This window comes from Taklimakanibacter deserti, assembly GCA_003574785.1.
Genome location: QORU01000001.1, coordinates 603,257 through 624,191, shown reverse-complemented (window position 1 = coordinate 624,191; position 20,935 = coordinate 603,257). Strand labels below are relative to the sequence as shown.

Annotated in this window: 25 protein-coding genes and 1 riboswitch; of the genes, 8 read left to right on the top strand and 17 right to left on the bottom strand. The window is 62.8% G+C overall.

The features are described 5' to 3' along the window. Nucleotides 1–48: 48 nt before the first annotated feature. Nucleotides 49–492: a hypothetical protein gene (locus DS839_RS03135; RefSeq protein ID WP_162918260.1), complete on the top strand. Its 444-nt coding sequence runs from the start codon at nucleotides 49–51 to the stop codon at nucleotides 490–492. A gap of 24 nt (nucleotides 493–516) precedes the next feature. On the opposite strand, the gene DS839_RS03130 is transcribed toward DS839_RS03135, so the two are convergent. The 3 genes from DS839_RS03130 to DS839_RS03120 all read right to left on the bottom strand — a co-directional run bounded on the left by DS839_RS03130 (nucleotide 517) and on the right by DS839_RS03120 (nucleotide 3,014). After that, a complete protein-coding gene (locus DS839_RS03130; RefSeq protein WP_162918259.1) occupies nucleotides 517–1,017 on the bottom strand; it encodes a Crp/Fnr family transcriptional regulator in 501 nt (166 codons plus the stop codon). Between the two features lie 378 nt (nucleotides 1,018–1,395). Next, nucleotides 1,396–1,785, bottom strand: coding sequence for a helix-turn-helix domain-containing protein (locus tag DS839_RS03125; RefSeq protein WP_368911095.1), 390 nt, complete (start codon nucleotides 1,783–1,785; stop codon nucleotides 1,396–1,398). Next, nucleotides 1,782–3,014: a tetratricopeptide repeat protein gene (locus tag DS839_RS03120; RefSeq protein WP_162918258.1), complete on the bottom strand. Its 1,233-nt coding sequence runs from the start codon at nucleotides 3,012–3,014 to the stop codon at nucleotides 1,782–1,784. The genes DS839_RS03125 and DS839_RS03120 overlap by 4 nt, the downstream gene beginning before the upstream one ends. A gap of 165 nt (nucleotides 3,015–3,179) precedes the next feature. On the opposite strand from DS839_RS03120, the gene DS839_RS03115 reads away from it, so the two are divergent. Beyond that, nucleotides 3,180–5,003, top strand: coding sequence for a potassium/proton antiporter (locus tag DS839_RS03115; RefSeq protein ID WP_119268802.1), 1,824 nt, complete (start codon nucleotides 3,180–3,182; stop codon nucleotides 5,001–5,003). Here DS839_RS03115 and DS839_RS03110 read toward each other — a convergent pair. The 6 genes from DS839_RS03110 to DS839_RS03085 all read right to left on the bottom strand — a co-directional run bounded on the left by DS839_RS03110 (nucleotide 5,000) and on the right by DS839_RS03085 (nucleotide 10,259). Further along, nucleotides 5,000–5,626 carry a LysE family translocator gene (locus DS839_RS03110; RefSeq protein WP_119268801.1) on the bottom strand — a complete coding sequence of 209 codons (627 nt, stop codon included), beginning with the start codon at nucleotides 5,624–5,626 and terminating at the stop codon, nucleotides 5,000–5,002. The two genes, DS839_RS03115 and DS839_RS03110, sit on opposite strands and share 4 nt — an antisense overlap. Before the next feature lie 255 nt (nucleotides 5,627–5,881). Next, nucleotides 5,882–7,051, bottom strand: coding sequence for a M20 aminoacylase family protein (locus tag DS839_RS03105; RefSeq protein ID WP_119268800.1), 1,170 nt, complete (start codon nucleotides 7,049–7,051; stop codon nucleotides 5,882–5,884). A gap of 50 nt (nucleotides 7,052–7,101) precedes the next feature. Beyond that, on the bottom strand, nucleotides 7,102–7,791 hold the full coding sequence (locus tag DS839_RS03100) for an ABC transporter permease (protein ID WP_119268799.1): 690 nt from the start codon (nucleotides 7,789–7,791) through the stop codon (nucleotides 7,102–7,104). An 8-nt stretch (nucleotides 7,792–7,799) separates the two neighbouring features. Then, nucleotides 7,800–8,510, bottom strand: coding sequence for an ABC transporter permease (locus DS839_RS03095; protein ID WP_119268798.1), 711 nt, complete (start codon nucleotides 8,508–8,510; stop codon nucleotides 7,800–7,802). Nucleotides 8,511–8,571: 61 nt separating this feature from the next. Then, nucleotides 8,572–9,363, bottom strand: a complete 792-nt coding sequence (locus DS839_RS03090; RefSeq protein WP_119268797.1) for a transporter substrate-binding domain-containing protein — start codon at nucleotides 9,361–9,363, stop codon at nucleotides 8,572–8,574. Between the two features lie 110 nt (nucleotides 9,364–9,473). Then, nucleotides 9,474–10,259 (bottom strand): ABC transporter ATP-binding protein, encoded by a 786-nt coding sequence (locus tag DS839_RS03085; RefSeq protein WP_119268796.1) that lies wholly within the window; start codon nucleotides 10,257–10,259, stop codon nucleotides 9,474–9,476. Between the two features lie 271 nt (nucleotides 10,260–10,530). Between DS839_RS03085 and DS839_RS03080 the strand changes: the two genes are divergently transcribed. The 5 genes from DS839_RS03080 to DS839_RS03060 are packed head-to-tail and all read left to right on the top strand — an operon-like array spanning nucleotide 10,531 to nucleotide 14,662. Continuing rightward, nucleotides 10,531–11,655, top strand: coding sequence for an ABC transporter substrate-binding protein (locus DS839_RS03080; protein WP_368911107.1), 1,125 nt, complete (start codon nucleotides 10,531–10,533; stop codon nucleotides 11,653–11,655). Between the two features lie 43 nt (nucleotides 11,656–11,698). Beyond that, entirely contained in the window at nucleotides 11,699–12,712 is a 1,014-nt protein-coding gene (locus DS839_RS03075) for an ABC transporter ATP-binding protein (protein WP_119268794.1), read from the top strand. A gap of 38 nt (nucleotides 12,713–12,750) precedes the next feature. Further along, the gene (locus tag DS839_RS03070) at nucleotides 12,751–13,656 is read left to right on the top strand and encodes an ABC transporter permease (protein ID WP_438816492.1); all 906 of its coding nucleotides are present in this window, start codon (nucleotides 12,751–12,753) and stop codon (nucleotides 13,654–13,656) included. After that, the gene (locus DS839_RS03065; protein ID WP_119268792.1) at nucleotides 13,646–14,461 is read left to right on the top strand and encodes an ABC transporter permease; all 816 of its coding nucleotides are present in this window, start codon (nucleotides 13,646–13,648) and stop codon (nucleotides 14,459–14,461) included. The genes DS839_RS03070 and DS839_RS03065 overlap by 11 nt, the downstream gene beginning before the upstream one ends. A gap of 6 nt (nucleotides 14,462–14,467) precedes the next feature. Then, the gene (locus DS839_RS03060) at nucleotides 14,468–14,662 is read left to right on the top strand and encodes a hypothetical protein (protein WP_119268791.1); all 195 of its coding nucleotides are present in this window, start codon (nucleotides 14,468–14,470) and stop codon (nucleotides 14,660–14,662) included. On the opposite strand, the gene DS839_RS03055 is transcribed toward DS839_RS03060, so the two are convergent. The 7 genes from DS839_RS03055 to coaD are packed head-to-tail and all read right to left on the bottom strand — an operon-like array spanning nucleotide 14,659 to nucleotide 19,381. Continuing rightward, entirely contained in the window at nucleotides 14,659–15,165 is a 507-nt protein-coding gene (locus DS839_RS03055) for an SRPBCC family protein (protein WP_119268790.1), read from the bottom strand. The two genes, DS839_RS03060 and DS839_RS03055, sit on opposite strands and share 4 nt — an antisense overlap. 37 nt (nucleotides 15,166–15,202) lie before the next feature. Then, nucleotides 15,203–16,330 (bottom strand): tRNA guanosine(34) transglycosylase Tgt, encoded by a 1,128-nt coding sequence (gene tgt / locus DS839_RS03050; protein ID WP_119268789.1) that lies wholly within the window; start codon nucleotides 16,328–16,330, stop codon nucleotides 15,203–15,205. Further along, complete coding sequence (queA, locus tag DS839_RS03045) at nucleotides 16,327–17,400, bottom strand: tRNA preQ1(34) S-adenosylmethionine ribosyltransferase-isomerase QueA (protein WP_119268788.1); 1,074 nt, start codon at nucleotides 17,398–17,400, stop codon at nucleotides 16,327–16,329. The genes tgt and queA overlap by 4 nt, the downstream gene beginning before the upstream one ends. A gap of 13 nt (nucleotides 17,401–17,413) precedes the next feature. Continuing rightward, nucleotides 17,414–17,818, bottom strand: a complete 405-nt coding sequence (locus tag DS839_RS03040; RefSeq protein WP_119268787.1) for a hypothetical protein — start codon at nucleotides 17,816–17,818, stop codon at nucleotides 17,414–17,416. A gap of 7 nt (nucleotides 17,819–17,825) precedes the next feature. After that, on the bottom strand, nucleotides 17,826–18,299 hold the full coding sequence (locus DS839_RS03035; protein WP_119268786.1) for a peptidylprolyl isomerase: 474 nt from the start codon (nucleotides 18,297–18,299) through the stop codon (nucleotides 17,826–17,828). Further along, a complete protein-coding gene (locus tag DS839_RS03030) occupies nucleotides 18,299–18,841 on the bottom strand; it encodes a peptidylprolyl isomerase (protein ID WP_119268785.1) in 543 nt (180 codons plus the stop codon). The genes DS839_RS03035 and DS839_RS03030 overlap by 1 nt, the downstream gene beginning before the upstream one ends. Nucleotides 18,842–18,877: 36 nt before the next feature. After that, nucleotides 18,878–19,381: a pantetheine-phosphate adenylyltransferase gene (gene coaD, locus DS839_RS03025; RefSeq protein ID WP_119268784.1), complete on the bottom strand. Its 504-nt coding sequence runs from the start codon at nucleotides 19,379–19,381 to the stop codon at nucleotides 18,878–18,880. A gap of 85 nt (nucleotides 19,382–19,466) precedes the next feature. Here coaD and DS839_RS03020 point away from each other — a divergent pair, with 85 nt between their 5' ends. Then, nucleotides 19,467–19,889 (top strand): VOC family protein, encoded by a 423-nt coding sequence (locus DS839_RS03020; protein ID WP_119268783.1) that lies wholly within the window; start codon nucleotides 19,467–19,469, stop codon nucleotides 19,887–19,889. A 56-nt stretch (nucleotides 19,890–19,945) separates the two neighbouring features. On the opposite strand, the gene DS839_RS03015 is transcribed toward DS839_RS03020, so the two are convergent. Beyond that, nucleotides 19,946–20,554 (bottom strand): LysE family translocator, encoded by a 609-nt coding sequence (locus DS839_RS03015; protein ID WP_119268782.1) that lies wholly within the window; start codon nucleotides 20,552–20,554, stop codon nucleotides 19,946–19,948. A 90-nt stretch (nucleotides 20,555–20,644) separates the two neighbouring features. Beyond that, a riboswitch (cobalamin riboswitch) is annotated at nucleotides 20,645–20,909 on the top strand. Nucleotides 20,910–20,935 lie beyond the last annotated feature (26 nt).

Genomic DNA, 20,935 nt, shown 5'->3' with positions numbered 1-20,935 from the left:
TCGTCGCGGGTCATTTTAAGTGGAACTTCAAGGAAAAGGTTGACCGAAATGAAGAAGCAGTTCGGTGCCGCTACGGCTACGGGGGAGGGACGGCGATTGAAAACGGCGGCGCTTCTTGTTCTATTCGGGCTCATTGGCGCGGGCTGTGCGACGATCGTCAAGGGCACGGACCAGTCAGTTTCTCTCGACACGCCGGGCTATCCAGGGGCCAGTTGCACGCTCACCTCCGATAGGATCGGCACGCGCGTCGTCACGACTCCTGCGGTGCTCGATCTCGACAAGTCGAAACACGATATCATCGTTCGCTGCAAGAAGGGCTGCGCCACGGGCCAAGGGGTCATTGTGTCCAATACCGAGGAGATGGCGGCCGGCAATGTGATCCTGGGAGGTGTTATCGGGCTCGGTGTCGATGCGGCTTCGGGCGCCATGAACGAATATTCCCGGAACAATCAGGTCCACATGACCGAAGGTCCCGGCTGCAAGGCCGGATAGTATAGTCTAGACCACAACAGGTCGTTAGAGCCTGGCGTAAAACTCGCGAACCGACTGGTCCTGAAGCAGGACCTGATTCAAATCCATGTACTGGTCGATCAGCTCATTGGTCTTGGCCAACCGATGCCTCAGGTCGAGGGCGAAATTCCGCCACAGCTTCACACCCAGGCTTGGTTTCTCATCCAGCAGCCTGTCCACGGACTTGCGCGAAATTTCGAGAACCTCACACTCTCCTTTGGCGGTCACGGCAGCCGTCGTTCGCGATCCGTCCATGAACGACATTTCTCCAAAGGTCTGCCCCGCCTTCAAGGTTGCCAATGGAACATCCCCGGTAGAGCCGAGCCTGGCGACGGTGACGGAGCCCGAGTGAATTATGAACAGCGAATGATTGAGATTGCCTACGGCGAAGAAGACGTGGCCTGCTGATACTATCTTGCGATCGGCCGCATCGACGAACGCATCGATTTCTTCGTCGTCGAACCCTGTGAAGAGCTGGATTGCCTTAATGTCCTCCCGACGGCTCATGATTCCCTCGCTTTGCTTTGATCCGCCTGCACGCTGCGAGCATTCTCGCCGGACGTCCTCTATCCTACCCGAAGTGTTGGAAGACACCTTGATCGCCCCCGGAACAAGCCGAGGAAGAACGCCAGATGCAGCCACGGACGTCCCGTCAGCAGCTAAGCACACTTCTAATCGGAAGCAAAAACCGGTGGCCGGGTAGACGTTCACGAGAGCGAGCATGCAACCGCCCCCTCGCTATCCCTCTTCGGCTGCATGTAAAACCCAGCGGAGACGCCGGCCATCGAACAAACCTCGACCCAGAAGAAGTGCGGCATCCGGTTCCAGAAGGCCTGAAGCAGTTCCTGGACCGAACGCTCGGGGCACCGGGAACGAGCTTTCCTTCTATGTCAGCCAATCGACCGGCACATCGAGCATTTTTGCCGCCTTGGCGGCAATGGCGGGGGTCAGTGATCGCTTGCCCGCCTCGACATCGGACAGGTGTGCTTGAGAGATGGCCAGCTTCTTTGCCAGTTTGATCTGGGGGATGCTGCGCCATTTGCGTATGGCCTTGATTCTCTTGTCGCCGCGCATGATACCCGCCGATACTTCGACGGGCAGTATTTGCGTCTTGCCCGCCACTAGCTCAGCCAAGCGCTCATCGAAGATGGCTACATCCGCCGCATCTTCGTCCGCCTTCGCCTTCGCAGCAGCGATGAGCTCATCATATTCGGCTTTGGGCACGACCATTTCCTTTGCTCTTGCAGGCTTATATTTCTGGCGCTTCGCGGTCAATTCACGACCTGCCGCTTGGCGCCGCTGTCGACGCCCTCGTCGCTCACATATTCCTCAGCCTGCTCGAAGATCTGGCACATCGAACTGGCCTTGATGAAGGAAAAGGCGATGCAAGCCTCGCTCGCTTCGCAGCTCGCTTCGCAATCCTCGAAGCGGTTCTGCAGGCTCGCGCGGACGGGGTCTCCCGGAAAGGCCTTGTTCCGGAAGCGCAGCATGGCCATCATGGCATTCGATATCGGCGGCGGATAGGTTTCGCCCTTGAGCCCGCTCACCGTGCTCGGATCGAGGAAGCGCAAGGTGGCCTCAGCTTTGAGGAAACAAACCGAATTCCACATATTGAAGGAATAGGCATTGCAGGCCTGGTCCTTGCCGCAGGCCTTTTCACATTGATCGAGATTGCCCGCCGCGATCTTGCCGATCATGGGGCCCGTGAGATCGGTATTGGGCATCTGCCGGAACGTCGCGGTCTCGGCCTCGGCCCCCTCCTCGATTTCCTTGGTCTTCGCCGCGAGCAGCGCTTCCGAGACCTTCAGCCCCTGGGCCGCGCTCTCGCTCGGCCTGATGTCCAGCGCCTGGCGGTAGTCCGCGACGGCGAGATCATAGCGGCCCAGATTCTGATAGACCCGGGCCCGGTTGCGGTAGGCTGGCGCGTTCCCCGGATCGAGCGCGATCGCCGTTCCGAAATCATCGACCGCGCGGTCATAGGCCCCTTTGCGCGCATAGGCATAGCCGCGGTTGTTATAGGCGCCGGCATAGGCCGGATCGATGGCGATCGCCCCGTCATAGCTCAAGATCGCCCGATCGAACTCGCCCCTGTTGGCATAGGCGATGCCGCGGTTGTTATAGGCCAGCGCATGCCGCGGATTGAGGTGGAGCGCCATGTCGAAATCGCTGATCGCCCGGCCATAATCGCGCTTCGCCTGATAGGCATTGCCGCGGTTGTTGTAGACATCGGCATTCATGGGGGCGAGATCGATCGAGGCGCTATAGTCGTTGATCGCCTGGTCGTAATGGCCCTTGTCGAAATATTCGAGGCCGCGATTGAGATAGGCGATGGCGAGCGTGCCGGCATCATGGGTGCCGGCCTCGATGACCGCGCTGCAGGCCCTGAGGCTCGCCTCGCCCTTGAGCTTCTCGCAGTCATGCCGGTCGTCCGCCAGGGACGCTCGGGCGGACAGCGCCAGCACGATCAGGATGGCTCCTGAAAGATAGATCCCGCATGCACTCATGGAAGGAACCTCACCGCCCCGAACCATGGCAAAGACGGCGAGGATGCTAGGGTCGGGCTATTGATAAATGGTTATTTCGGGGCTTTTTCGAAACCGGCGCCGAAGCGCTCGTCGTTAAGTGTAAGCAGTGCTTGGTTATTCGAATGAGCGTGCTAAGGCTCGCTGATGGAGCAGATCGGCGTCATCAATCTCGGACTTTTGTTTCTGGCGGTCCTCATTCTGGTCGGCATCGCCTCGAGCCTCATCGCCACGCGCTTCGGCGCGCCCTTGCTGCTCGTCTTTCTGATCATCGGCATGCTGGCGGGCGAGGATGGGCCGGGCGGCATCGTCTTCAACGACTATCGGCTGACCTATCTGGTCGGCACCGTGGCGCTGGCCATCATCCTGTTCGACGGGGGCCTCAGGACCCGGCTCGCCGTTTTCCGCGGCAGCCTGTTGCCGGCGAGCCTCCTCGCGACGGTGGGCGTCGTCATCACCGCGGCGCTGACCGGGGCGCTTGCCTGCCTGGTATTGGGCCTTTCCTGGCTCGAGGGATTGCTGCTCGGGGCCATCGTGAGCTCGACCGATGCCGCCGCGGTCTTCTTCCTCATGCGCGCCGGCGGCCTGCAATTGCGCCGGCGCGTCGCCGCGGCCCTCGAGATCGAATCCGGCACCAACGATCCCTTCGCCGTCTTCCTGACCATCGTGCTGGTCGAGCTGATCCTGCTCGGCCCCCATGGCTCGAGCCTCGATGTCGTCATCTTGCTCCTGCGCCAGGTCGTCATCGGCACGGTTGCAGGCCTCGTGGGCGGCTGGTTGCTGGTCCAGGGGCTCAACCGCATGGCGCTCCCCTCGGGCCTCCATCCGCTTTTCGCCATAACGGCCGCACTTGCCATCTATGCCGCGGCTGCGGCCGTCGAAGGTTCGGGCTTCCTCGCGGTCTATCTCGCCGGCCTGGTCCTCGGTAACCGGCCCGCCCGCGCCTTTCCCTCGATCCTGAGCTTTCACGATGCGGCGACCTGGCTCTGCCAGATCCTGATGTTCCTGGTCTTGGGCCTCCTCGTGACGCCGTCCAAGCTCCTGGGCTACCTCGTGCCCGCCGTCCTCATCGCCGTCTTCCTCATCGTCATCGCAAGGCCGGTGGCCGTCTGGCTCTGCCTGTTGCCCTTCCGCTTCACCGCGCGCGAAAAGGCCTTCATCTCCTGGGTCGGCCTGCGCGGCGCCGTATCGATCTTCCTCGCCGCCATCCCGACCCTGTCCGGTGTCGCCAATGCCGAGCTCTATTTCAACGTCGCCTTCGTCGCCGTCTTCATCTCGCTCCTGGTGCAGGGCTGGACGCTGACCGCGGTCGCCCGCGGGCTCGGCGTCGCCTTGACCGAGACGGCGCCCGAGACGCAGCGTGTCGAGATCGACCTTCCCGGCCAGATCAACCTCGAAATGGTCGGCTTTCCGATCATCGAGGATAGCCCGATCCTGACCCGCCCCGATCTGCCTACCTGGATCCAGCCGGTCATGGTGGCGCGCCAGGAGAAGGTCCTGGCCTGGGCCGACGCCAAGGCGCTGGCGCCTGGCGACTATGCCTATTTCCTGGTGCCGACCGACCGCGCCCAGCGCCTCGACCGGCTTTTCGCCGCTTCCGAAGCCATTCACACGCATCACCCGGTGGCTGCCTTCAATTTCACCGGCGACATTTCGCTGGATGAGCTGGCACCCGCCTATGGCCTTACCATTCCGGACGACCTGCGCGGTCTCACCGTGACCCAGGCCTTCCGGTTGCGCTGCGAGGACCGTATCGGCATGGGCGACCGCATCCAACTCGGCCCCGCCTCATTGACGGTCGCCGAGCTCGATGGCGAGGACGTGAAGCAGGCCGCGCTCGAGATCGACGAGGTCGAATTGCCGCCGCAGAAAGTGGGCGCGGCCTTCGGCGAGTTCGACATTTTTGGCCGGCTCCAGGCCCTGGTGGCGCGGCTGGCGGAGCGCTTCAACCTTTCTGCGAAAGAGAACTAGGTTGCCGGTCGGCGCGTGAACATCAGCGCCAGGCCGAAACCGATCATCATCGTCCCGCTCGTCCGGTTGAACCATTTGAGGGCGCGGCCATTGCGGATATGGCGCCCGAGCTTCGCGCCGATGAAGGAATAGACCAGGATGGCGAAAAGCTCGAAAACGAGGAAGATCGCACCGAGGATGGTGAAGCTCAGCGCATAGGACTGGGCGTCGACGAATTGCGGAAAGAAGGCGGTGAAGACGAGAATAGCCTTGGGATTCCCTGCCGCCACCCAGAGCTCCTGAAGCGTGAGCGTCCTGAGCGACAAGGCTGGGGCCGAACCCTCATCACCGAGCAACGGCGCACCTGCCCGGATCAGCTTGATGCCGATCCAGATGAGATAGAGGGCGCCGACCCATTTGACCGCCATGAAGACCGTCTCCGAGGCGGCGAGGACGGCGCCGAGGCCGATGCCGGCAATGGCGATCATGACGGCGAAGGAGACGATCCGCCCGGCGGCCGCAAGGATGGCGGGTGCCAAGCCGCTCCGCGCCGCATTGGTGAGGGACAGCAGGTTGTTCGGCCCGAACGCCATGTTGATGGCGAAACAGGCCGGCGCGAAGAGGAGGAAGGTTTCGAGGGTCATGGCCGCAACCGATATGATCGCGGCCCTTCCTACCGTCTCTTCGTCAGCCCGGCAATGCGCCCTTGCAATCGTGGGCCAGAGCGTGGGAGTTGGAGAATACCAGGATGAGACTATGTGTTCCGGCCGGTCGCCTGGTGGCGGGCAAATTCCCTGCTCCGCGAGATTCCGGTAAGCTAACCTCTTGATATTGCTCAGGGCGACTCTTTTTTGGAAAAATTCCCTGATAATCCCTGCAAATCCCTGAATCCGGCCCGCTCAGGCTTGGCCCAGGAACCGCTCGACCAGCCGCCCGAACATGGCCGGGCCGGTCACCAGGAGCGCGTCGTTGAAATCGTAATCCGGACTGTGCAGCGCCGGCTGGCGGCCTTCATTGCCGTTGCCGAGCATGAAATAGCAGCCGGGCACGGCCTCGAGCATGTAGGCGAAATCCTCCGAGATCATCATCGCCGCCGCCATGTCGATGGGCGGATGGGCGCCGCCGAGCTCGGCCGCGACCGCACAGGCGAGTTCGGTTTCCTCAGGACTGTTGACGGTGGCGGGATAGCCGAGCTCATAGTCGACCCTGGCTGTGCAGCCATGCGCCCCGGCGACGCCGGTGATGATCTCAGGCACGCGCTCGGCAAGCTTGCGGCGCACCGCGCCCGAGCAGCTCCTGACGCTGATCTCGAGCGTGGCATTCTCCGGGATGATGTTGCAGGCCGTGCCGGCATTGAAGACGCCGACCGTGACCACCGCGGCGTCCGCCGGATCGACATTGCGCGACACGATCGTCTGGAGCGCCGTCACCACGGCAGCACCGGCGACGATCGGATCGACCGTCTCATGCGGGATGGCGCCATGCCCGCCCGGGCCGGAGATCACCGCGCGGGCGAGATCGACAGCCGCCATGATGATGCCGGGCTTGACCGCGAACTGGCCGGTGGCGAAGCCCGGTATGTTGTGGAAGGCGAAGACCGCATCGCAGGGGAAGCGCTTGAACAGCCCCTCATCGATCATATGCTTGGCGCCGCCGAAATTCTCTTCCGCCGGCTGGAAGATGAGATGCACCGTGCCGTCGAAATTGCGCGTCTCGGCGAGGTAGCGCGCCGTGCCGAGGAGGACCGTGGTGTGGCCGTCATGGCCGCAGGCATGCATCCGGCCGGGGTTAAGGCTTTGATAGGCAAGGCCGGTGGTTTCCTGGATCGGCAGCGCATCCATGTCGGCGCGCAACCCGATGCTCTTGCGCCCGTGACCCTGCTTGAGCGTGCCGACGACGCCGGTCGAGGCGAGGCCGCGCGTCACCTGGAAGCCGAGGCGCGAAAGCTCGCGCGCCACGATTTCGCTCGTGCGCCGTTCCTCGAGGCCAAGCTCGGGATGGGCATGGAGATCATGGCGGATGGCGCGGAGGGCGCCGGCATGGGCGGCCACCCGATCATTAATTGTCATGTTTTTCAAACGGTTAACCTAATATCCTGATACACTGTGTAAAGCGGCGTTCAACGCCGCTGCGGCACCTGGCGCTCAATATAGGCGAAGGCGCGGGTGATGATATAGGTCAGCGCCAGATAGATCGCCGCCACCATCAGCAAGGGCTCATAGACCCGGTAGGTGTCCTGGCGGACCTGGTAAGAGGCGCCATAGAGCTCGATAACGGTGACGGTCGCGGCGAGCGGCGTCGCCTTGAGCTGCAGGATCGTCTCGCCGCCCAGCGTCGGCAGGACGATGCGGAACGCGCGCGGCAGCCAGATCCGCCGCAGGACGGTCCAGGGCGACATGCCGAAGGCGCGGGCCGCTTCGAGCTCGCCCTTGGGCACGCTGAGGAAGGCGCCCTTCATCACCGCTCCCTCATAGCCGGCGAAGCTGAGCGTGAAGGCGAGCGCTGCATAGAAGAACCCTTCGCGCAGCACCGGCCAGAGGAAACTCTGCCGGATCCACGGGATCTGCGGGAAGAACGAGCCGAGCCCGTAATAGAGCAGCCAGAGCTGGATGAGGAGCGGCGTGCCGCGGATGACCGTGCAGAAGCCCGAAGCCAGCCATTTGAGCCAGCGCGGACCCGTCACTTGCACGAGGCCGATCGGGACCGCGAGGACGAAGCCGAAGGAGATCGAGATGACGAGAAGCAGGAGGGTGAGCCAGATCCCCTCGAGGATCATCGGCAGGTATTGCGGGAACCAGGAGAAATCCATGTGTCCCCCTAGCCGAGCTTCGGCTGGCCGCGCCGGACATAAGTCTCGAGCGCGCCGAACAGGCGCAGCGACACCAGTGAGATGATGAGATAGATGAGCGCCGCCGCGCAGAAGAAGGTGAAATAGGCCTTGGTGCCGCCGGCCGCCTGTTTGGTCGCCAAGGCCAGCTCGCTATAGCCGACAACGGCGACAAGTGCTGAATCCTTGGTGGTATTGAGCCACAGATTGGACATGCCGGGTATCGCATAAGGCAGCATGGCCGGCAGGATGATGCGGCGGAAACGCAGGAAGGGCGACATGCCATAGGCCTTCGCCGCCTCGATCTGGCCGACCGGAATCGCCTGGATGGCGCCGCGCAGGACTTCCGTCGCATAGGCGCCCATGACGAAGCCGAGGACGACGACGGCCGCGGTGAAGCCGTTGATGCGTATCGCCTCATAGCCCAGGCTCGCAAGCACGCGGTTCAGCGTGTCGGTGCCGAGATAGTAGAGCATCACGATGAGCAGCAGCTCGGGCAGCGAGCGGATCACCGTCGTATAGACATCGAGGATCCACTTCAGATATTTGCCGCCGGCGATCTTGCCCATGGCGCCGGCGAGCCCGAGCGCCAGTCCGAAAAGATAGGCCAGGAACGAAATCTCCACGGTGCTGAGCGCACCGGTTAGAAGGGCTCCCTTCCAAGTTGCCAGTAGTTCGAGGCTACTTGCGGCAAAGAACATGAATGTCCCGAATGAAACGTGGGGGAGGCTGCACCGCCCCTCGCGGTGCAGCCTCAAGTCGTCACTGCGGAAGGATGATCTTGCCTTTCAGTTTTTCATATTTGTCGGTGATCTTCTGGATCTCACCCGACTTCGCGAGCTCCGTGATCGCCGCATCGAGCTTGGCCTTGAGCTCGGTGTCTTCCTTGCGCAGGCCGCCGCCGACACCTTCGCCGAGGATTTCGAGATCCTCCGGCACGATGCCTTTCATTTCGCAGCAGGCGGCGCCCTGGTCGGTCAGGAGGAAATCCTCGAGCGCGCTGGCGTCGGCCTGGATGTAGTCGAGGCGGCCGGCGGCGAGGTCGTTGTTGGCTTCGTCCTGCGTCTGGTAGTTCTTCACTTCCGCACCCGCGGCGGCGAAGTATTTTTGCGCGTAGCGTTGATGCGTCGTCGCCACCTGCACGCCCATCGTCTTGCCCTTGAGATGCTCGGGCGTGATGTCTTTATCGCCGTTCTTGGCGCCGATGACCGCCGAGGGCGTGTTGTAGTAGAAGGTGGTGAAATCGATGGTCTTCTTGCGCTCGGCCGTGATCGACATCGACGACCAGATGACGTCGATCTGCTTCGCCGTCAGCGCCGGGATGATGCCGTCCCAGGCGACTTCGACGAGCTCGCATTTCTCGTTCATCTTGGCGCAGACGGCATCCATCAAGTCGACCTCCCAGCCGACCCATTTTCCGGACGCGTCCTTCGAGGTGAAGGGCGGATAGGGTTCGGCGGCCACGCCGAATTTCAAGTCGGCTTTGGCCTCGGCGGCGAAGCCGCACATGGCCACGGCCGCGACGGCCATCATCAAACGACGATTGAATTTCATGCTTTTTCTCCCTGGTAGTCGGACCATTCGATCCGGTTCTTGTGAAAATTCCGATGCCGCGGATCGGAACCCGCCTAACCTAAGCCGCCTCCTCCGAATCCCGCAACGGATTAATGGAGCCCCGAGACGAATTGCCTGCACCTGTCGCTCTTGGGAGCGCCGAAGACCTGCGCCGGCGGCCCCTCTTCCTCGATGAGACCCTTGTGCAGATAGATCACGTGGCTCGACACGTCGCGGGCGAACTTCATCTCATGCGTCACGAGAATCATCGTGCGGCCTTCGAGCGCCAGATCGCGAATGACCTTCAGCACTTCGCCGACCAGTTCGGGGTCGAGCGCCGAGGTCGGCTCGTCGAACAGCATGACCTTCGGATTCATCGCGAGCGCGCGCGCGATCGCCGCGCGCTGCTGCTGGCCGCCCGACAGGAAGGCCGGATATTGCGTGCGCTTCTCATAGAGGCCGACCTTCTGCAACAGCCCTTCGGCGCGCTCGATCGCTTCGGCCTTCGGCACTTTCAGCACATGTACCGGCGCCTCGATGACGTTCTCCAGCACGTTGAGATGCGGCCACAGATTGAACGACTGGAAGACCATGCCGAGGCGGGTGCGGATGCGCTCCAGCTGGCGGCGGTCGGTCGGATGGAGGTTGCCGTCATGGCCGGTCTTGAGGCTGATGTCCTCGCCGGTCACCTGGATGCGCCCCTGGGTCGGCATCTCGAGGAAATTGATGCATCTGAGGAAAGTGCTTTTGCCGGAGCCCGAAGCGCCGATCATCGAGACGACGTCGCCCTCATGGGCCGTCAGCGACACACCTTTGAGGACTTCGAGATCACCGAAGCTCTTATGCAGCCCCTCCACGACGACCGCGGGCTGCCCGTTCGAACTCCCCTTGCTCACCTGACGGTGCTCCCTTGTTTTGTTCTTCTTATGCAAAACCTTATCACGCAAATAAAAATTTGGTCAATCCAACATTGGCGGGGGCCGCCGGCTGGCCCCCTGATGGTCCCACGCACAATTCTTTAAGCCTACTTCCCTTCCTCAGGGAGACAAGCTAGCGTCGTGGCAAGGGGGTGCGCAGGATGCTGAACAGAGCCCGATTTCGCGCATCCGAATATATTGGCTCGCAGGGAGGTGACCCATGAATTCCGTGAAGCGAACTTTGCTTTCCATGGCGGCAATCGCCGTACTATGCGGCGGTGCTTCCGCCCAGATGAAGGAAATCGGCGCCGGCGAAGGTCAGGTCAATATCGTCGCCTGGCCCGGCTATATCGAACGCGGCGACACCGACAAGAATTACGACTGGGTGACCGATTTCGAGAAGAAAACGAGCTGCAAGGTCAATGTGAAGACCGCGAGCACGTCGGACGAGATGGTCGCCCTCATGAACGAAGGCGGCTTCGACCTCGTCACCGCCTCGGGCGACGCATCGCTCAGGCTGGTTTCGGGCAAGCGTGTGCAGCCGATCAACACCGACCTCATTCCTTCCTGGAAGACCGTCGATGAGCGTCTGCAGAACGCGCCCTGGCACACGGTCGACGGCGTGCATTACGGCGTTCCCTATCAATGGGGCGCCAATGTGCTGGCCTACAACACCAATGTGTTCAAGGACGCGCCCAAGAGCTGGAAGGTCGTCTTCGAGGAAGAGACGCTGCCGGACGGCAAGTCGAACAAGGGCCGGGTGCAGGCTTTCGACGGCCCGATCTATATCGCCGACGCGGCCCTCTATCTGATGAAGCACAAGCCGGACCTCGGCATCAAGGATCCTTACGAGCTCAACGAAGACCAGTACAAGGCGGCGCTCGAATTGCTCCGTGCACAGCGCAAGCTGGTCGGCCGCTATTGGCACGATGCGATGATCCAGATCGACGACTTCAAGAACGAAGGCGTCGCGGCGTCATCGTCCTGGCCGTTCCAGGTCAACCTGCTCATCGCCGACAAGCAGCCCATCGCCTCGACCGTGCCTGAGGAAGGCGCCACGGGTTGGGCCGACACCACGATGATGCATGCCGAGGCCGCCAATCCGAACTGCGCCTATATGTGGCTCGAGCATTCGATCAATCCGAAGCTGCAGGGCGATCTCGCCGCCTGGTTCGGCTCGGTGCCGGCGGTGACCGCCGCATGCACGGGCAACGCGCTTCTCACCGATGCGGGCTGCGAGACCAATGGTGCCGGCAATTTCGACAAGATACATTTCTGGCGCACTCCGGTTGCCAAGTGCGCGAGCCAGAGCGCCGGCTGCGTGCCCTATTACCGCTGGGTCTCGGACTATATCGCCGTGCTGGGCGGACGCTGAATGCAATTGCTCCCGCCGGTTATGACCGGCGGGAGTTTTCCCCATGACAACAGCCGTTTCCTTCCAGAACGTCTCGCGCCATTTCGGCCCTGTCCGCGCGGTGGATGACGTCACGCTCACCATCGCACCGGGCGAATTCTTTGCCATGCTGGGGCCCTCGGGCTCGGGCAAGACCACGTGCCTGCGCCTCATCGCCGGTTTCGAGCAGCCGACGAGCGGCCATATCGAGATTTTCGGCGAGACCGCCGAAGGCCTGCCGCCCTATCGGCGCAACGTGAACACGGTCTTCCAGGACTATGCGCTGTTCCCGCATATGACCATTCTGGAGAATGTCGGCTACGGGCTGATGGTCAAGGGCGTGCCGCGGGCCGCCCGCCAGAAGAAGGCGCTCGACGCCCTCGATCTTGTCGAGCTCAAAGGCTTCGACGCGAGGCGGCCGTCGCAGCTCTCCGGCGGCCAGCGCCAGCGCGTCGCCTTGGCCCGCGCTTTGGTGAACGAGCCCAAGGTGCTGCTGCTCGATGAACCTCTGGGCGCCCTCGATCTCAAGCTGCGCGAGCAGATGCAGGTCGAGCTCAAGACCTTGCAGCGCAATCTCGGCATCACTTTCGTCTTCGTCACCCATGATCAGGGAGAGGCCCTGTCGATGGCCGACCGTGTCGCCATCTTCAATCAGGGCAGGATCGTCCAGGTCGGCGCCCCGCAGGAGATCTATGAGCGGCCGCGCACCCGTTTCGTGGCCGATTTCGTCGGCTCATCGAACGTCCTGCCGCCCGATTTCGTCGCGGGCACCGGCGGTCCCGCCAGATGGGTGTCGCTCAGGCCCGAGAAGATCGCGATCGCCGCCGGCGCGGCGAAGCCGCCGGCGGGCAGCCATGGCGTGACCGCCAAGGTCACCTCGGTTCACTATCAGGGCGCGATCACGCGTGTGAACACGGAAGCCTCCGGCCAGGAGCTTGCCGTTTCCGCGCCCTCTTCGCTGGCCGGGCTCGACATCGGCGCGACAGTCAGCCTTTCCTGGCCGCTCAGCGCCCTCCACGCCATGGAGGACGAAGCGTGAGCACCGCGACCGGGCTCGCCCGGGAGGAGCGCGGCGGCTTGTTGCGACAGATCTCCGATGCGTTGTTCCGGAGCCCGTTCCTGCTCCTGACCCTGCTGCTGGCGCCGCCCCTGCTCTGGCTCGGCATCGTCTATTTGGGATCGCTGCTCGCTCTGCTCGCGCAAAGCTTCTTCTCGATCGACGAGTTCTCGGGGCTGATCAATCGCGAATTCACGCTTTCGACCTATCGCGAGCTGCTCAGCCTCGCCAATCTCGACATCATCTGGCGCAGCCTCTCGATGGCGATCGCCGTGACGCTGGCCGCCGCCCTCATCGCCTTCCCCATCGCCTATTATGCGGCGCGCTATGCCAAGGGCCGCCTGAAGGCCTTCTTCTATCTGGCGGTGATGCTGCCCTTGTGGTCGAGCTATCTGGTCCGCGTCTATGCCTGGAAGCTCATCCTCGCCAAGGAAGGGATCATCACCTGGCTCGCCGACAAGCTTTATCTGACTTGGCTCCTTGATGCGATCCTCGCCATCCCGATCATCGGCGGACCGTCGCTCAGCATCAGCTATATCGGTACGTTCCTCGTCTTCCTCTATGTCTGGCTGCCTTACATGATCCTGCCGACGCAGGCGGCGCTCGAGCGCGTTCCCGCCAACCTCATCGAGGCTTCCGCCGATCTGGGCGCCCTGCCGCGGCAGACGTTCTGGACGGTGGTCTTCCCCCTGGCGCTCCCCGGCCTCATCGCCGGCTCGATCTTCACCTTCTCGCTGACGCTCGGGGACTACATCATCCCGCAGATCGTCGGCACGTCGAGCTACTTCCTTGGCCAGGCGGTTTACGTGTTGCAGGGCACGGCCGGCAACATCCCGCTCGCCGCCGCCTTCACCGTCGTGCCGATCGTGATCATGGCCATCTATCTCACCATCGCCAAGCGCATGGGGGCCTTCGATGCGCTCTGAGCGAGGTGAAAGAGCGCCGCGCGGATTGGGCATCGCCGCCATTGCCGGACTGTTGTTCCTGCACCTGCCCCTGCTCCTCATCTTCCTCTATGCCTTCACCACCGAGGAGAAGAGCTATCAATTCCCGCCGCCCGGACTGACGGTCAAATGGTTCGCCATCGCCTGGGAACGCCAGGACATCTGGAACGCGATCTGGCTCTCGGTGAAGGTCGCCGCCATCGCCACCGCCATCGCCCTGGTGCTCGGCACCTGCGCGGCGGCGGCCGTCTCGCGCGCCCGCTTCTTCGGGCGCGACTACATCTCGCTGCTCTTCATCCTGCCGATCGCCCTTCCCGGCATTATTACCGGCATCTCCTTGCGCTCGGCCTTCAACATCCTCAATTTCGATTTTTCCTTCTGGACGATCGTGCTCGGTCACGCGACCTTCTGCATCGTCGTCGTCTACAACAACGCGCTGGCGCGTTTCCGCCGCACCTCCGGCAATCTCATCGAAGCGTCCATGGACCTGGGCGCCGACGGCTTCCAGACCTTCCGCCATGTCGTCCTGCCCAATATCGCTTCCGCTTTGCTAGCCGGCGGCATGCTGTCCTTCGCGCTTTCCTTCGACGAGGTCATCGTCACCACCTTCACCGCGGGCCAGCAGGCGACTTTGCCGATCTGGATGCTGACCGAGCTCATCCGCCCGCGCCAGCGGCCGGTGACCAATGTGGTCGCGATCTTCGTCATCGCGGTCACCTTCCTGCCGATCCTCGGCGCTTATTATCTGACCCGCGACGGCGAGCACGTGGCCGGCGGCGGGAAGTGAGCGCCGATGCTGATCAGGCTCCTGATCGTCGCTTTGGCCGTGGTGCTGGTCTCACTCCTCTTGCGGCTCAAACATCGCTTTGAGGCCGCCCCACCCTGGCTCAGGATCCTGCACCTTGTGATCTTCTATGGCGCGCTCGCTTATGCCGTCATCTTCGCGGCCGTCTTCGTCGCGCTGCATCTCTTCGGCTACAGGCTCTAGACCTTCTTCTTCGCCGCCTTCTTGGCGACTTTCTTCGCGGGCGTCTTGGCCGCTTCCGGCTTCATGGTGCCGACGATGTCGGCGAATTTCTCGAAGAACTGGGTCGCCATGGAGCGCGCCGTCGAATCGATGAGGCGCGAGCCCAGCATGGCGAGCTTGCCGCCGACTTGCGCATCGACGTCATAGGAGAGCTTGGTGCCGCCATCGGTATCCTCGAGCCGCACATCGGCGCCGCCGCTGGCGAAGCCGGCAAGGCCGCCTTTGCCTTCGCCCGATATGCGGTAGCTGGACGGCGGGTTGAGATCGGTCAGATTGACGATGCCGGTGAACCCGGCCTTGACCGGTCCGACCTTGGCGATCACCCGGGCTTCGAGCTGGGTGTCGGAATGCCTGGTGATCGATTCACAGCCGGGGATGCACTGCTTGAGGATGTCGGGGTCGTTCAGCGCTTTCCAAACCGTCTCACGCGCCGCCGCGATGACCTCTTCGCCACTCATTTTCATGGGAATTCCGCCTCCAGGATGCTGTGTTGCCCGAAACTTAAGCGGAAACATCCCCCCGCTTCCACTGTTCCTTGGTCGCACGCCGGAAGTCCTCGAAGCGCCCTTGGGCAATAGATTCCCTGATACCCCCCATCAGCGATTGATAATAGGCGACATTGGCCCAGGAGAGCAGCATCATGCCGAGGAGCTCGCCCGACCGGATGAGATGATGCAGATAAGCCCGCGAATACAGCGATAAGGCCGGACACGGGCTTTCCGGATCGAGCGGGCGCGGATCGTCGGCATGCTTGGCGTTGCGCAGATTGATCTTGCCGAAGCGGGTGAAGGCCTGGCCATGGCGGCCGGAGCGCGTCGGCATCACGCAGTCGAACATGTCGACGCCGCGCGCCACCGCCTCGATGATGTCCTCGGGCGTGCCCACTCCCATGAGATAGCGCGGGCGGTCGGCGGGCAGATAAGGCACGGTCTTCTCGATCGTCTGCAGCATGAGCGCCTGGCCCTCGCCCACCGCGAGGCCGCCGATCGCATAGCCCTCGAAGCCGATGGCGGTGAGGCCTTCGGCCGAGATGCGCCGTAAGCGTTCATTGACGCCGCCTTGCACGATGCCGAAATTGCCGCGGCCCGGCTGCTTGCCGAAGGCCTGGCGCGAGCGTTCGGCCCAGCGCAGCGACAATTGCATGGCGCGCTCGGCATCCTTGTCGGTATGGGGATACATCAGGCATTCATCGAGCTGCATCTGGATGTCGGAGCCCAAGAGCCTTTGGATCTCCATCGAGCGCTCCGGGCTCAGCTCATATTTCCGCCCGTCGATATGCGACTGGAAGACCGCACCCTTCTCGGAGATCTTGCGCAATTTGGCGAGCGACATGATCTGGAAGCCGCCGGAATCGGTGAGGATCGGATAGGGCCAGTTGGCGAAACGGTGCAGGCCGCCGAGCTTGGCGACCTCTTCCGGGCCCGGCCGCAGCATCAGGTGATAGACATTGCCGAGGATGATGTCGGCGCCGGTCTCACGCACCTGATCGGCATAGAGCCCCTTGACGGTCCCTGCGGTGCCGACCGGCATGAAGGCCGGGGTGCGGATCTCGCCGCGCCCGGTCGACAGCGTGCCGCGCCGCGCCGCGCCGTCGGTCGCCAGCAGTGTGAAGGAAAAGCCCTCGCTCATGTGGCCTGCGGGAATAGCAGGCTCGCATCGCCATAGGAATAGAACCGATAGTCGTTGGCGATGGCGTGGGCATAGGCCGCCTTCATCCGCTCGAGCCCTGAAAAGGCGGAGACGAGCATGAACAGCGTCGAACGCGGCAGATGGAAGTTGGTGAAAAGGAGATCGGCGACCCGGAAGCGGTAGCCGGGGGTGATGAAGATGTCCGTCGATCCTCTGAATGGCGCGAGCTCACCCGAGGCGGCGGCACTTTCGAGCAGCCTGAGCGAGGTTGTGCCCACCGGGATGACCCGGTGGCCATTGGCTTTGGCCTGCTTCAGCCTGACCACCACATCCTCCGGCACGTCGCCCCATTCGGCATGCATCTTGTGCTCTTGCGTGTCTTCCACCTTGACTGGCAGGAAGGTCCCCGCGCCGACGTGAAGCGTCACAAATTCTACTTTAATTCCACTGGCTTGCAGTGACTTCATCAAGTCGGGGGTGAAATGGAGGCCGGCCGTGGGAGCGGCCACCGCTCCTTCCTCCTCGGCGAAGATGGTCTGGTAATCCTCGCGGTCCTGCTCATCCGTCTCGCGCTTGCCGGCGATATAGGGCGGCAGTGGCATGTCGCCCAGCGTGGCGATGGCCTCATCGAGGATCGGCCCGTGAAAATCGAAAGCCAGCGTGATCTCGCCGCCCTCGCCCTTTTCCTCGACCCGCGCATCGAGCGTGCCGAGCAGGCAGACGCGGCCCTCGGCGCCGAAGCGGATCCGGTCGCCGACCGCGAGCCGTTTTCCCGGCTTGGCAAAGGCCTTCCAGCGCGAGCCGTCGAGGCGCTGATGCAGCAGAGCCTCGATATGAGGCTCGGCATCGCCGCGCCCTATTCTCTTCCCGCTCAGCGCTGCCGGAATGACCTTGGTCTTGTTGAACACCAGCACATCGCCGGATGTGAGCAGCGACGGCAGGTCGCGCACGCTGCGATCCTGGAGACGCTGCGGCTCGACGATGAGGAGTTTTGCCGCATCGCGCGGCTTCGCCGGCCTGAGCGCGATGCGGCCTTCCGGCAGTTCGAAGTCGAAATCGGCGACACGCATCGGGCGCCCAGCGCTACTCGCCCGAGCAGGTTACCGGCCAGGCACCCTCTCCGACGATCATGAGAGTGCCCGCCGTGACGGGCTCGCTGCCTTCATCATGCCCGCGGGTCACTCTGAGCTTCGCGATGATGCGCTCGGCATTGTCGTCGGTAATGTCGATCTTCATGCCCTCGTCATCGGAGAAGGCCTGGGCGATGAGGATGGCCGTCTGTTTTCCCTCCGGCTTCGTCGCCCAGCTCTTGCCATTGGCGTCCATGGTGAGGCTCAAGGGGTTGAGCCCTGGCGTCGTGCCGACCAGAAAAGCCATGGCCGCCTTCTCATCCGCTGAGCTGCAGATGATATTCTCCGTCGCCAGCGCCGCGCTGGCGGAGGAAATCAGGGCGGCGGCCGCCGCCGCCCATCTTCCAGCAGGTCCCATGGGATGCTCAGCCCTTCGCGTCCGCCGCGACCTGCATCTTCACAATCTTGTCGGGATCGCGCACCGGCTCGCCGCGCTTCAGGGCATCGACATGTTCCATGCCGGATGCCACCTTGCCCCACACCGTATATTGCTTGTCGAGGAAGGTCGCATCGCCGAAGCAGATGAAGAACTGGCTGTTGGCCGAGTCCGGATTGGACGAGCGCGCCATGGAGCATACGCCGCGCACATGTGGCTCGCGCGAGAATTCCGCCTTGAGATTGGGCTTCTTCGACCCGCCCATGCCGGTGCCGGAAGGATCGCCGCCTTGCGCCATGAAGCCTTCGATGACGCGGTGGAAGACAACGCCGTCATAGAAGCCTTCGCGCGCCAGCTCCTTGATCCGCGCCACGTGATTGGGGGCGAGGTCGGGGCGAAGCTCGATCGTCACCCGGCCCTTGGCAAGGTCCATATAAAGGGTGTTTTCGAGATCGGTGGCCATTATTGAGTATCCTTCAATATTTTCACGGAAACCATTTTGCTCGGATTGGCCGGCGGCTCGCCCTTGGCAATCTTGTCGACGCAGTCCATGCCGGAGGCGACGCCGCCGAAGACCGTATACTGGCCGTCGAGGAACCCGCCGTCGGCGAACATGATGAAGAACTGCGAATTGGCGCTGTTCGGGTCTTGCGCGCGCGCCATGCCGAGCGTGCCGCGATCGAAATGCGCCTTGCTGAATTCGGCCGGAAGGTCAGGCTCGTTCGAGCCGCCCGTGCCGGTGCCGGTCGGATCGCCCGTCTGGGCCATGAAGCCTTCGATCACGCGATGGAAGATGATGCCGTCATAGAAGCCGGCGCGCGCCAGCTTCTTGATTTGCGCCACATGCTTGGGCGCCAGATCGGGTCTGAGGCCCGCCGTGATCTTGCAGCCGTCGGACGTGGTGATCACCAGTGTGTTTTCGGGGTCGAGATTCTGCGCCTTGACGGGCAGGCTGGCAAAAGCCACGGCGCCGATGAGGCCGATCAGGGCCAGTCTTGATGTCATTCGGGTCTCCTTGGGTTGCGGGAACGGTTTTGAAGATCAGGCTGGCTTTTTCAGGGCGGCCTTGACCGCCGCCAGCGCTTCCTTCGGGATGAACAATGTGACATCGCCGCCCATGGCGGCGATCTGCTTGACGAGCGAGGAGGCGATCATGCGGGTCGCGGGGCTTGCCGCCAGGAATACCGTCTCGATATCGGGCGCCATCGACCCGTTCATTTGCCCCATCTGCACTTCATAGTCGAAGTCGCTGGCATCGCGCAGGCCCCTTATGATGAGGCCGGCATGGGCGCGCCGCGCCGCATCGACGGCGAGATCGTCGAAGGTCTCGACCGCGATCGTGATGCCGGTATGCTCGGCGATCGGCGCCGCCACGGTTTCCAGCAACTTGACGCGCGTTTCGGCGTCGATCAGCGACTTCTTGCCGTGATGGGTGCCGACGCCCAAGACCAGCTTGTCCACGAGCCGCGCCGATCTCGCAATAATGTCGAGATGCCCGTAGGTTACGGGGTCGAAGCTGCCGGGATAGAAGCCTGTGCGCGCCATGGGCAAGCCATAGCCCGATCACGCTCCTGCCGCAACCTGTCAGGAGATGGCGGTAGTCTGGTTTTCACCAATGGGAGGACGTCTTATGGCCAACGACAACCCTTCGATCATTTCGCATGTCTCGGTCGGCACCAACCGGTTCGCCGAAGCCAGGACATTCTACGAGAAAGTGCTGGCGACGCTCGGCTGCAAGATCATCATGGAACATCCGGGCGCCACCGCCTTCGGCAAGCAGTTTCCCGAATTCTGGGTGCAGGAGCCCTATAATGGAGAGAAGGCCCAGACTGGCAACGGCATCCATTTCGGCTTCGTCGCCGGATCAAAAGCGGACGTCGATGCCTTCTACAAGGCGGCCATCGCCGCCGGCGCCACGGATGACGGCAAGCCGGGCGCCCGCGAGGACTATGGCGAACCCTATTATGGCTGCTTCCTGCGCGACCTCGACGGCCACAAGATAGAGGCCGCTTTCTGGGACGAGGCGCTCGCGAAGAAACTGGGTATGGGTTGACGCATGGCCCCGAAAAGTTGCTCGACTTTTCGGACAAGGCCATGCGCAAATAAGCCTTACCTGCCGCGCAGTGCCATCCAGAGTCCGCCGCCGATCAGGCACAGGCCGCTCGACACTTCGACGAAACGCACCCGGCTCTTGGACAGCCACGAGCCCGCATTACCGGCGGCGAAGGCATAGAGGCTGTCGAAAACGGTGGCGATGACCATGAAGCTGATGCCGAGAAGCAGGAGCTGCTGCAGATAGTCGCCATTGGGTGAGATGAATTGCGGGATGAGCGCGCCGAAGACGAGCAGCACCTTGGGGTTCGACAGGATGACGACGAAGCCCTGCAGGAAGAAGCCGCCTTTCGGCGCTGAAGCCGCGGCCGCCAGAAGCTCGCCCTTGGAGCGCAGGAGCTTGATGCCGAGCCAGATCAGATAGACGGCGCCCGCGATGCGGATCACGTCGAACCACACGCCCATCAAGGTGATGGCGGAAGCAAGGCCCAGAATGGCGACCGCCATCCACACGACGAGACCCGCCTGGGTGCCCGCCACATTGAGGAGGCCGGCGCGCTGGCCGTATTTGAGGCTGTTGGCGATCACCACCGTGACCGTCGGTCCCGGCACGATGACAATGGCGATGGCGGCAAGGCAGAAGGCGATATAGGCTTCGAGCGTCATGGGCACCCTCCTCATTCGACAGGGCATGAGCAAGCCATAGGCTTGTCGAAACGCGCAAGCGGATTCTGGACAGCGAGCACCGTCTCTCCTAATTTCCGGTCACTGCCTGGTGCCCTTGCGCTTGCCCCGCAAGGGAGAATCGGAAACACGGTGCGATACCGTGGCGTGCCCAACGCTGTAAGAGGGATTTCTTCGGCTGTTCAAGGCGTTAGCTTTGAACATTGAGCCACTGGTCTAGGCGCTTCCCGCGAAAGTTGTTCGACTTTCGCGATAAGGAAGCGCCCAAACAAGGCCGGGAAGGCGCCGAAGAAAGACGAACTCGAGCCAGAAGACCGGCCCGGCAGGAAGGTCTCGCGCTTGGTCAGGCGCGCGGCAGCGATG

What these genes read in the sequence shown, in the direction of transcription:
- DS839_RS03135 (WP_162918260.1), top strand. Translation starts at nt 49, where the DNA reads ATGAAGAAGCAGTTCGGTGCCGCTACGGCTACGGGGGAGGGACGGCGA.
- DS839_RS03130 (WP_162918259.1), bottom strand. Translation starts at nt 1,017, where the DNA reads ATGAGCCGTCGGGAGGACATTAAGGCAATCCAGCTCTTCACAGGGTTC.
- DS839_RS03120 (WP_162918258.1), bottom strand. Translation starts at nt 3,014, where the DNA reads ATGAGTGCATGCGGGATCTATCTTTCAGGAGCCATCCTGATCGTGCTG.
- DS839_RS03115 (WP_119268802.1), top strand. Translation starts at nt 3,180, where the DNA reads ATGGAGCAGATCGGCGTCATCAATCTCGGACTTTTGTTTCTGGCGGTC.
- DS839_RS03110 (WP_119268801.1), bottom strand. Translation starts at nt 5,626, where the DNA reads ATGACCCTCGAAACCTTCCTCCTCTTCGCGCCGGCCTGTTTCGCCATC.
- DS839_RS03105 (WP_119268800.1), bottom strand. Translation starts at nt 7,051, where the DNA reads ATGACAATTAATGATCGGGTGGCCGCCCATGCCGGCGCCCTCCGCGCC.
- DS839_RS03100 (WP_119268799.1), bottom strand. Translation starts at nt 7,791, where the DNA reads ATGGATTTCTCCTGGTTCCCGCAATACCTGCCGATGATCCTCGAGGGG.
- DS839_RS03095 (WP_119268798.1), bottom strand. Translation starts at nt 8,510, where the DNA reads ATGTTCTTTGCCGCAAGTAGCCTCGAACTACTGGCAACTTGGAAGGGA.
- DS839_RS03090 (WP_119268797.1), bottom strand. Translation starts at nt 9,363, where the DNA reads ATGAAATTCAATCGTCGTTTGATGATGGCCGTCGCGGCCGTGGCCATG.
- DS839_RS03080 (WP_368911107.1), top strand. Translation starts at nt 10,531, where the DNA reads ATGGCGGCAATCGCCGTACTATGCGGCGGTGCTTCCGCCCAGATGAAG.
- DS839_RS03075 (WP_119268794.1), top strand. Translation starts at nt 11,699, where the DNA reads ATGACAACAGCCGTTTCCTTCCAGAACGTCTCGCGCCATTTCGGCCCT.
- DS839_RS03065 (WP_119268792.1), top strand. Translation starts at nt 13,646, where the DNA reads ATGCGCTCTGAGCGAGGTGAAAGAGCGCCGCGCGGATTGGGCATCGCC.
- DS839_RS03060 (WP_119268791.1), top strand. Translation starts at nt 14,468, where the DNA reads ATGCTGATCAGGCTCCTGATCGTCGCTTTGGCCGTGGTGCTGGTCTCA.
- DS839_RS03055 (WP_119268790.1), bottom strand. Translation starts at nt 15,165, where the DNA reads ATGAAAATGAGTGGCGAAGAGGTCATCGCGGCGGCGCGTGAGACGGTT.
- tgt (WP_119268789.1), bottom strand. Translation starts at nt 16,330, where the DNA reads ATGAGCGAGGGCTTTTCCTTCACACTGCTGGCGACCGACGGCGCGGCG.
- queA (WP_119268788.1), bottom strand. Translation starts at nt 17,400, where the DNA reads ATGCGTGTCGCCGATTTCGACTTCGAACTGCCGGAAGGCCGCATCGCG.
- DS839_RS03040 (WP_119268787.1), bottom strand. Translation starts at nt 17,818, where the DNA reads ATGGGACCTGCTGGAAGATGGGCGGCGGCGGCCGCCGCCCTGATTTCC.
- DS839_RS03035 (WP_119268786.1), bottom strand. Translation starts at nt 18,299, where the DNA reads ATGGCCACCGATCTCGAAAACACCCTTTATATGGACCTTGCCAAGGGC.
- DS839_RS03030 (WP_119268785.1), bottom strand. Translation starts at nt 18,841, where the DNA reads ATGACATCAAGACTGGCCCTGATCGGCCTCATCGGCGCCGTGGCTTTT.
- coaD (WP_119268784.1), bottom strand. Translation starts at nt 19,381, where the DNA reads ATGGCGCGCACAGGCTTCTATCCCGGCAGCTTCGACCCCGTAACCTAC.
- DS839_RS03020 (WP_119268783.1), top strand. Translation starts at nt 19,467, where the DNA reads ATGGCCAACGACAACCCTTCGATCATTTCGCATGTCTCGGTCGGCACC.
- DS839_RS03015 (WP_119268782.1), bottom strand. Translation starts at nt 20,554, where the DNA reads ATGACGCTCGAAGCCTATATCGCCTTCTGCCTTGCCGCCATCGCCATT.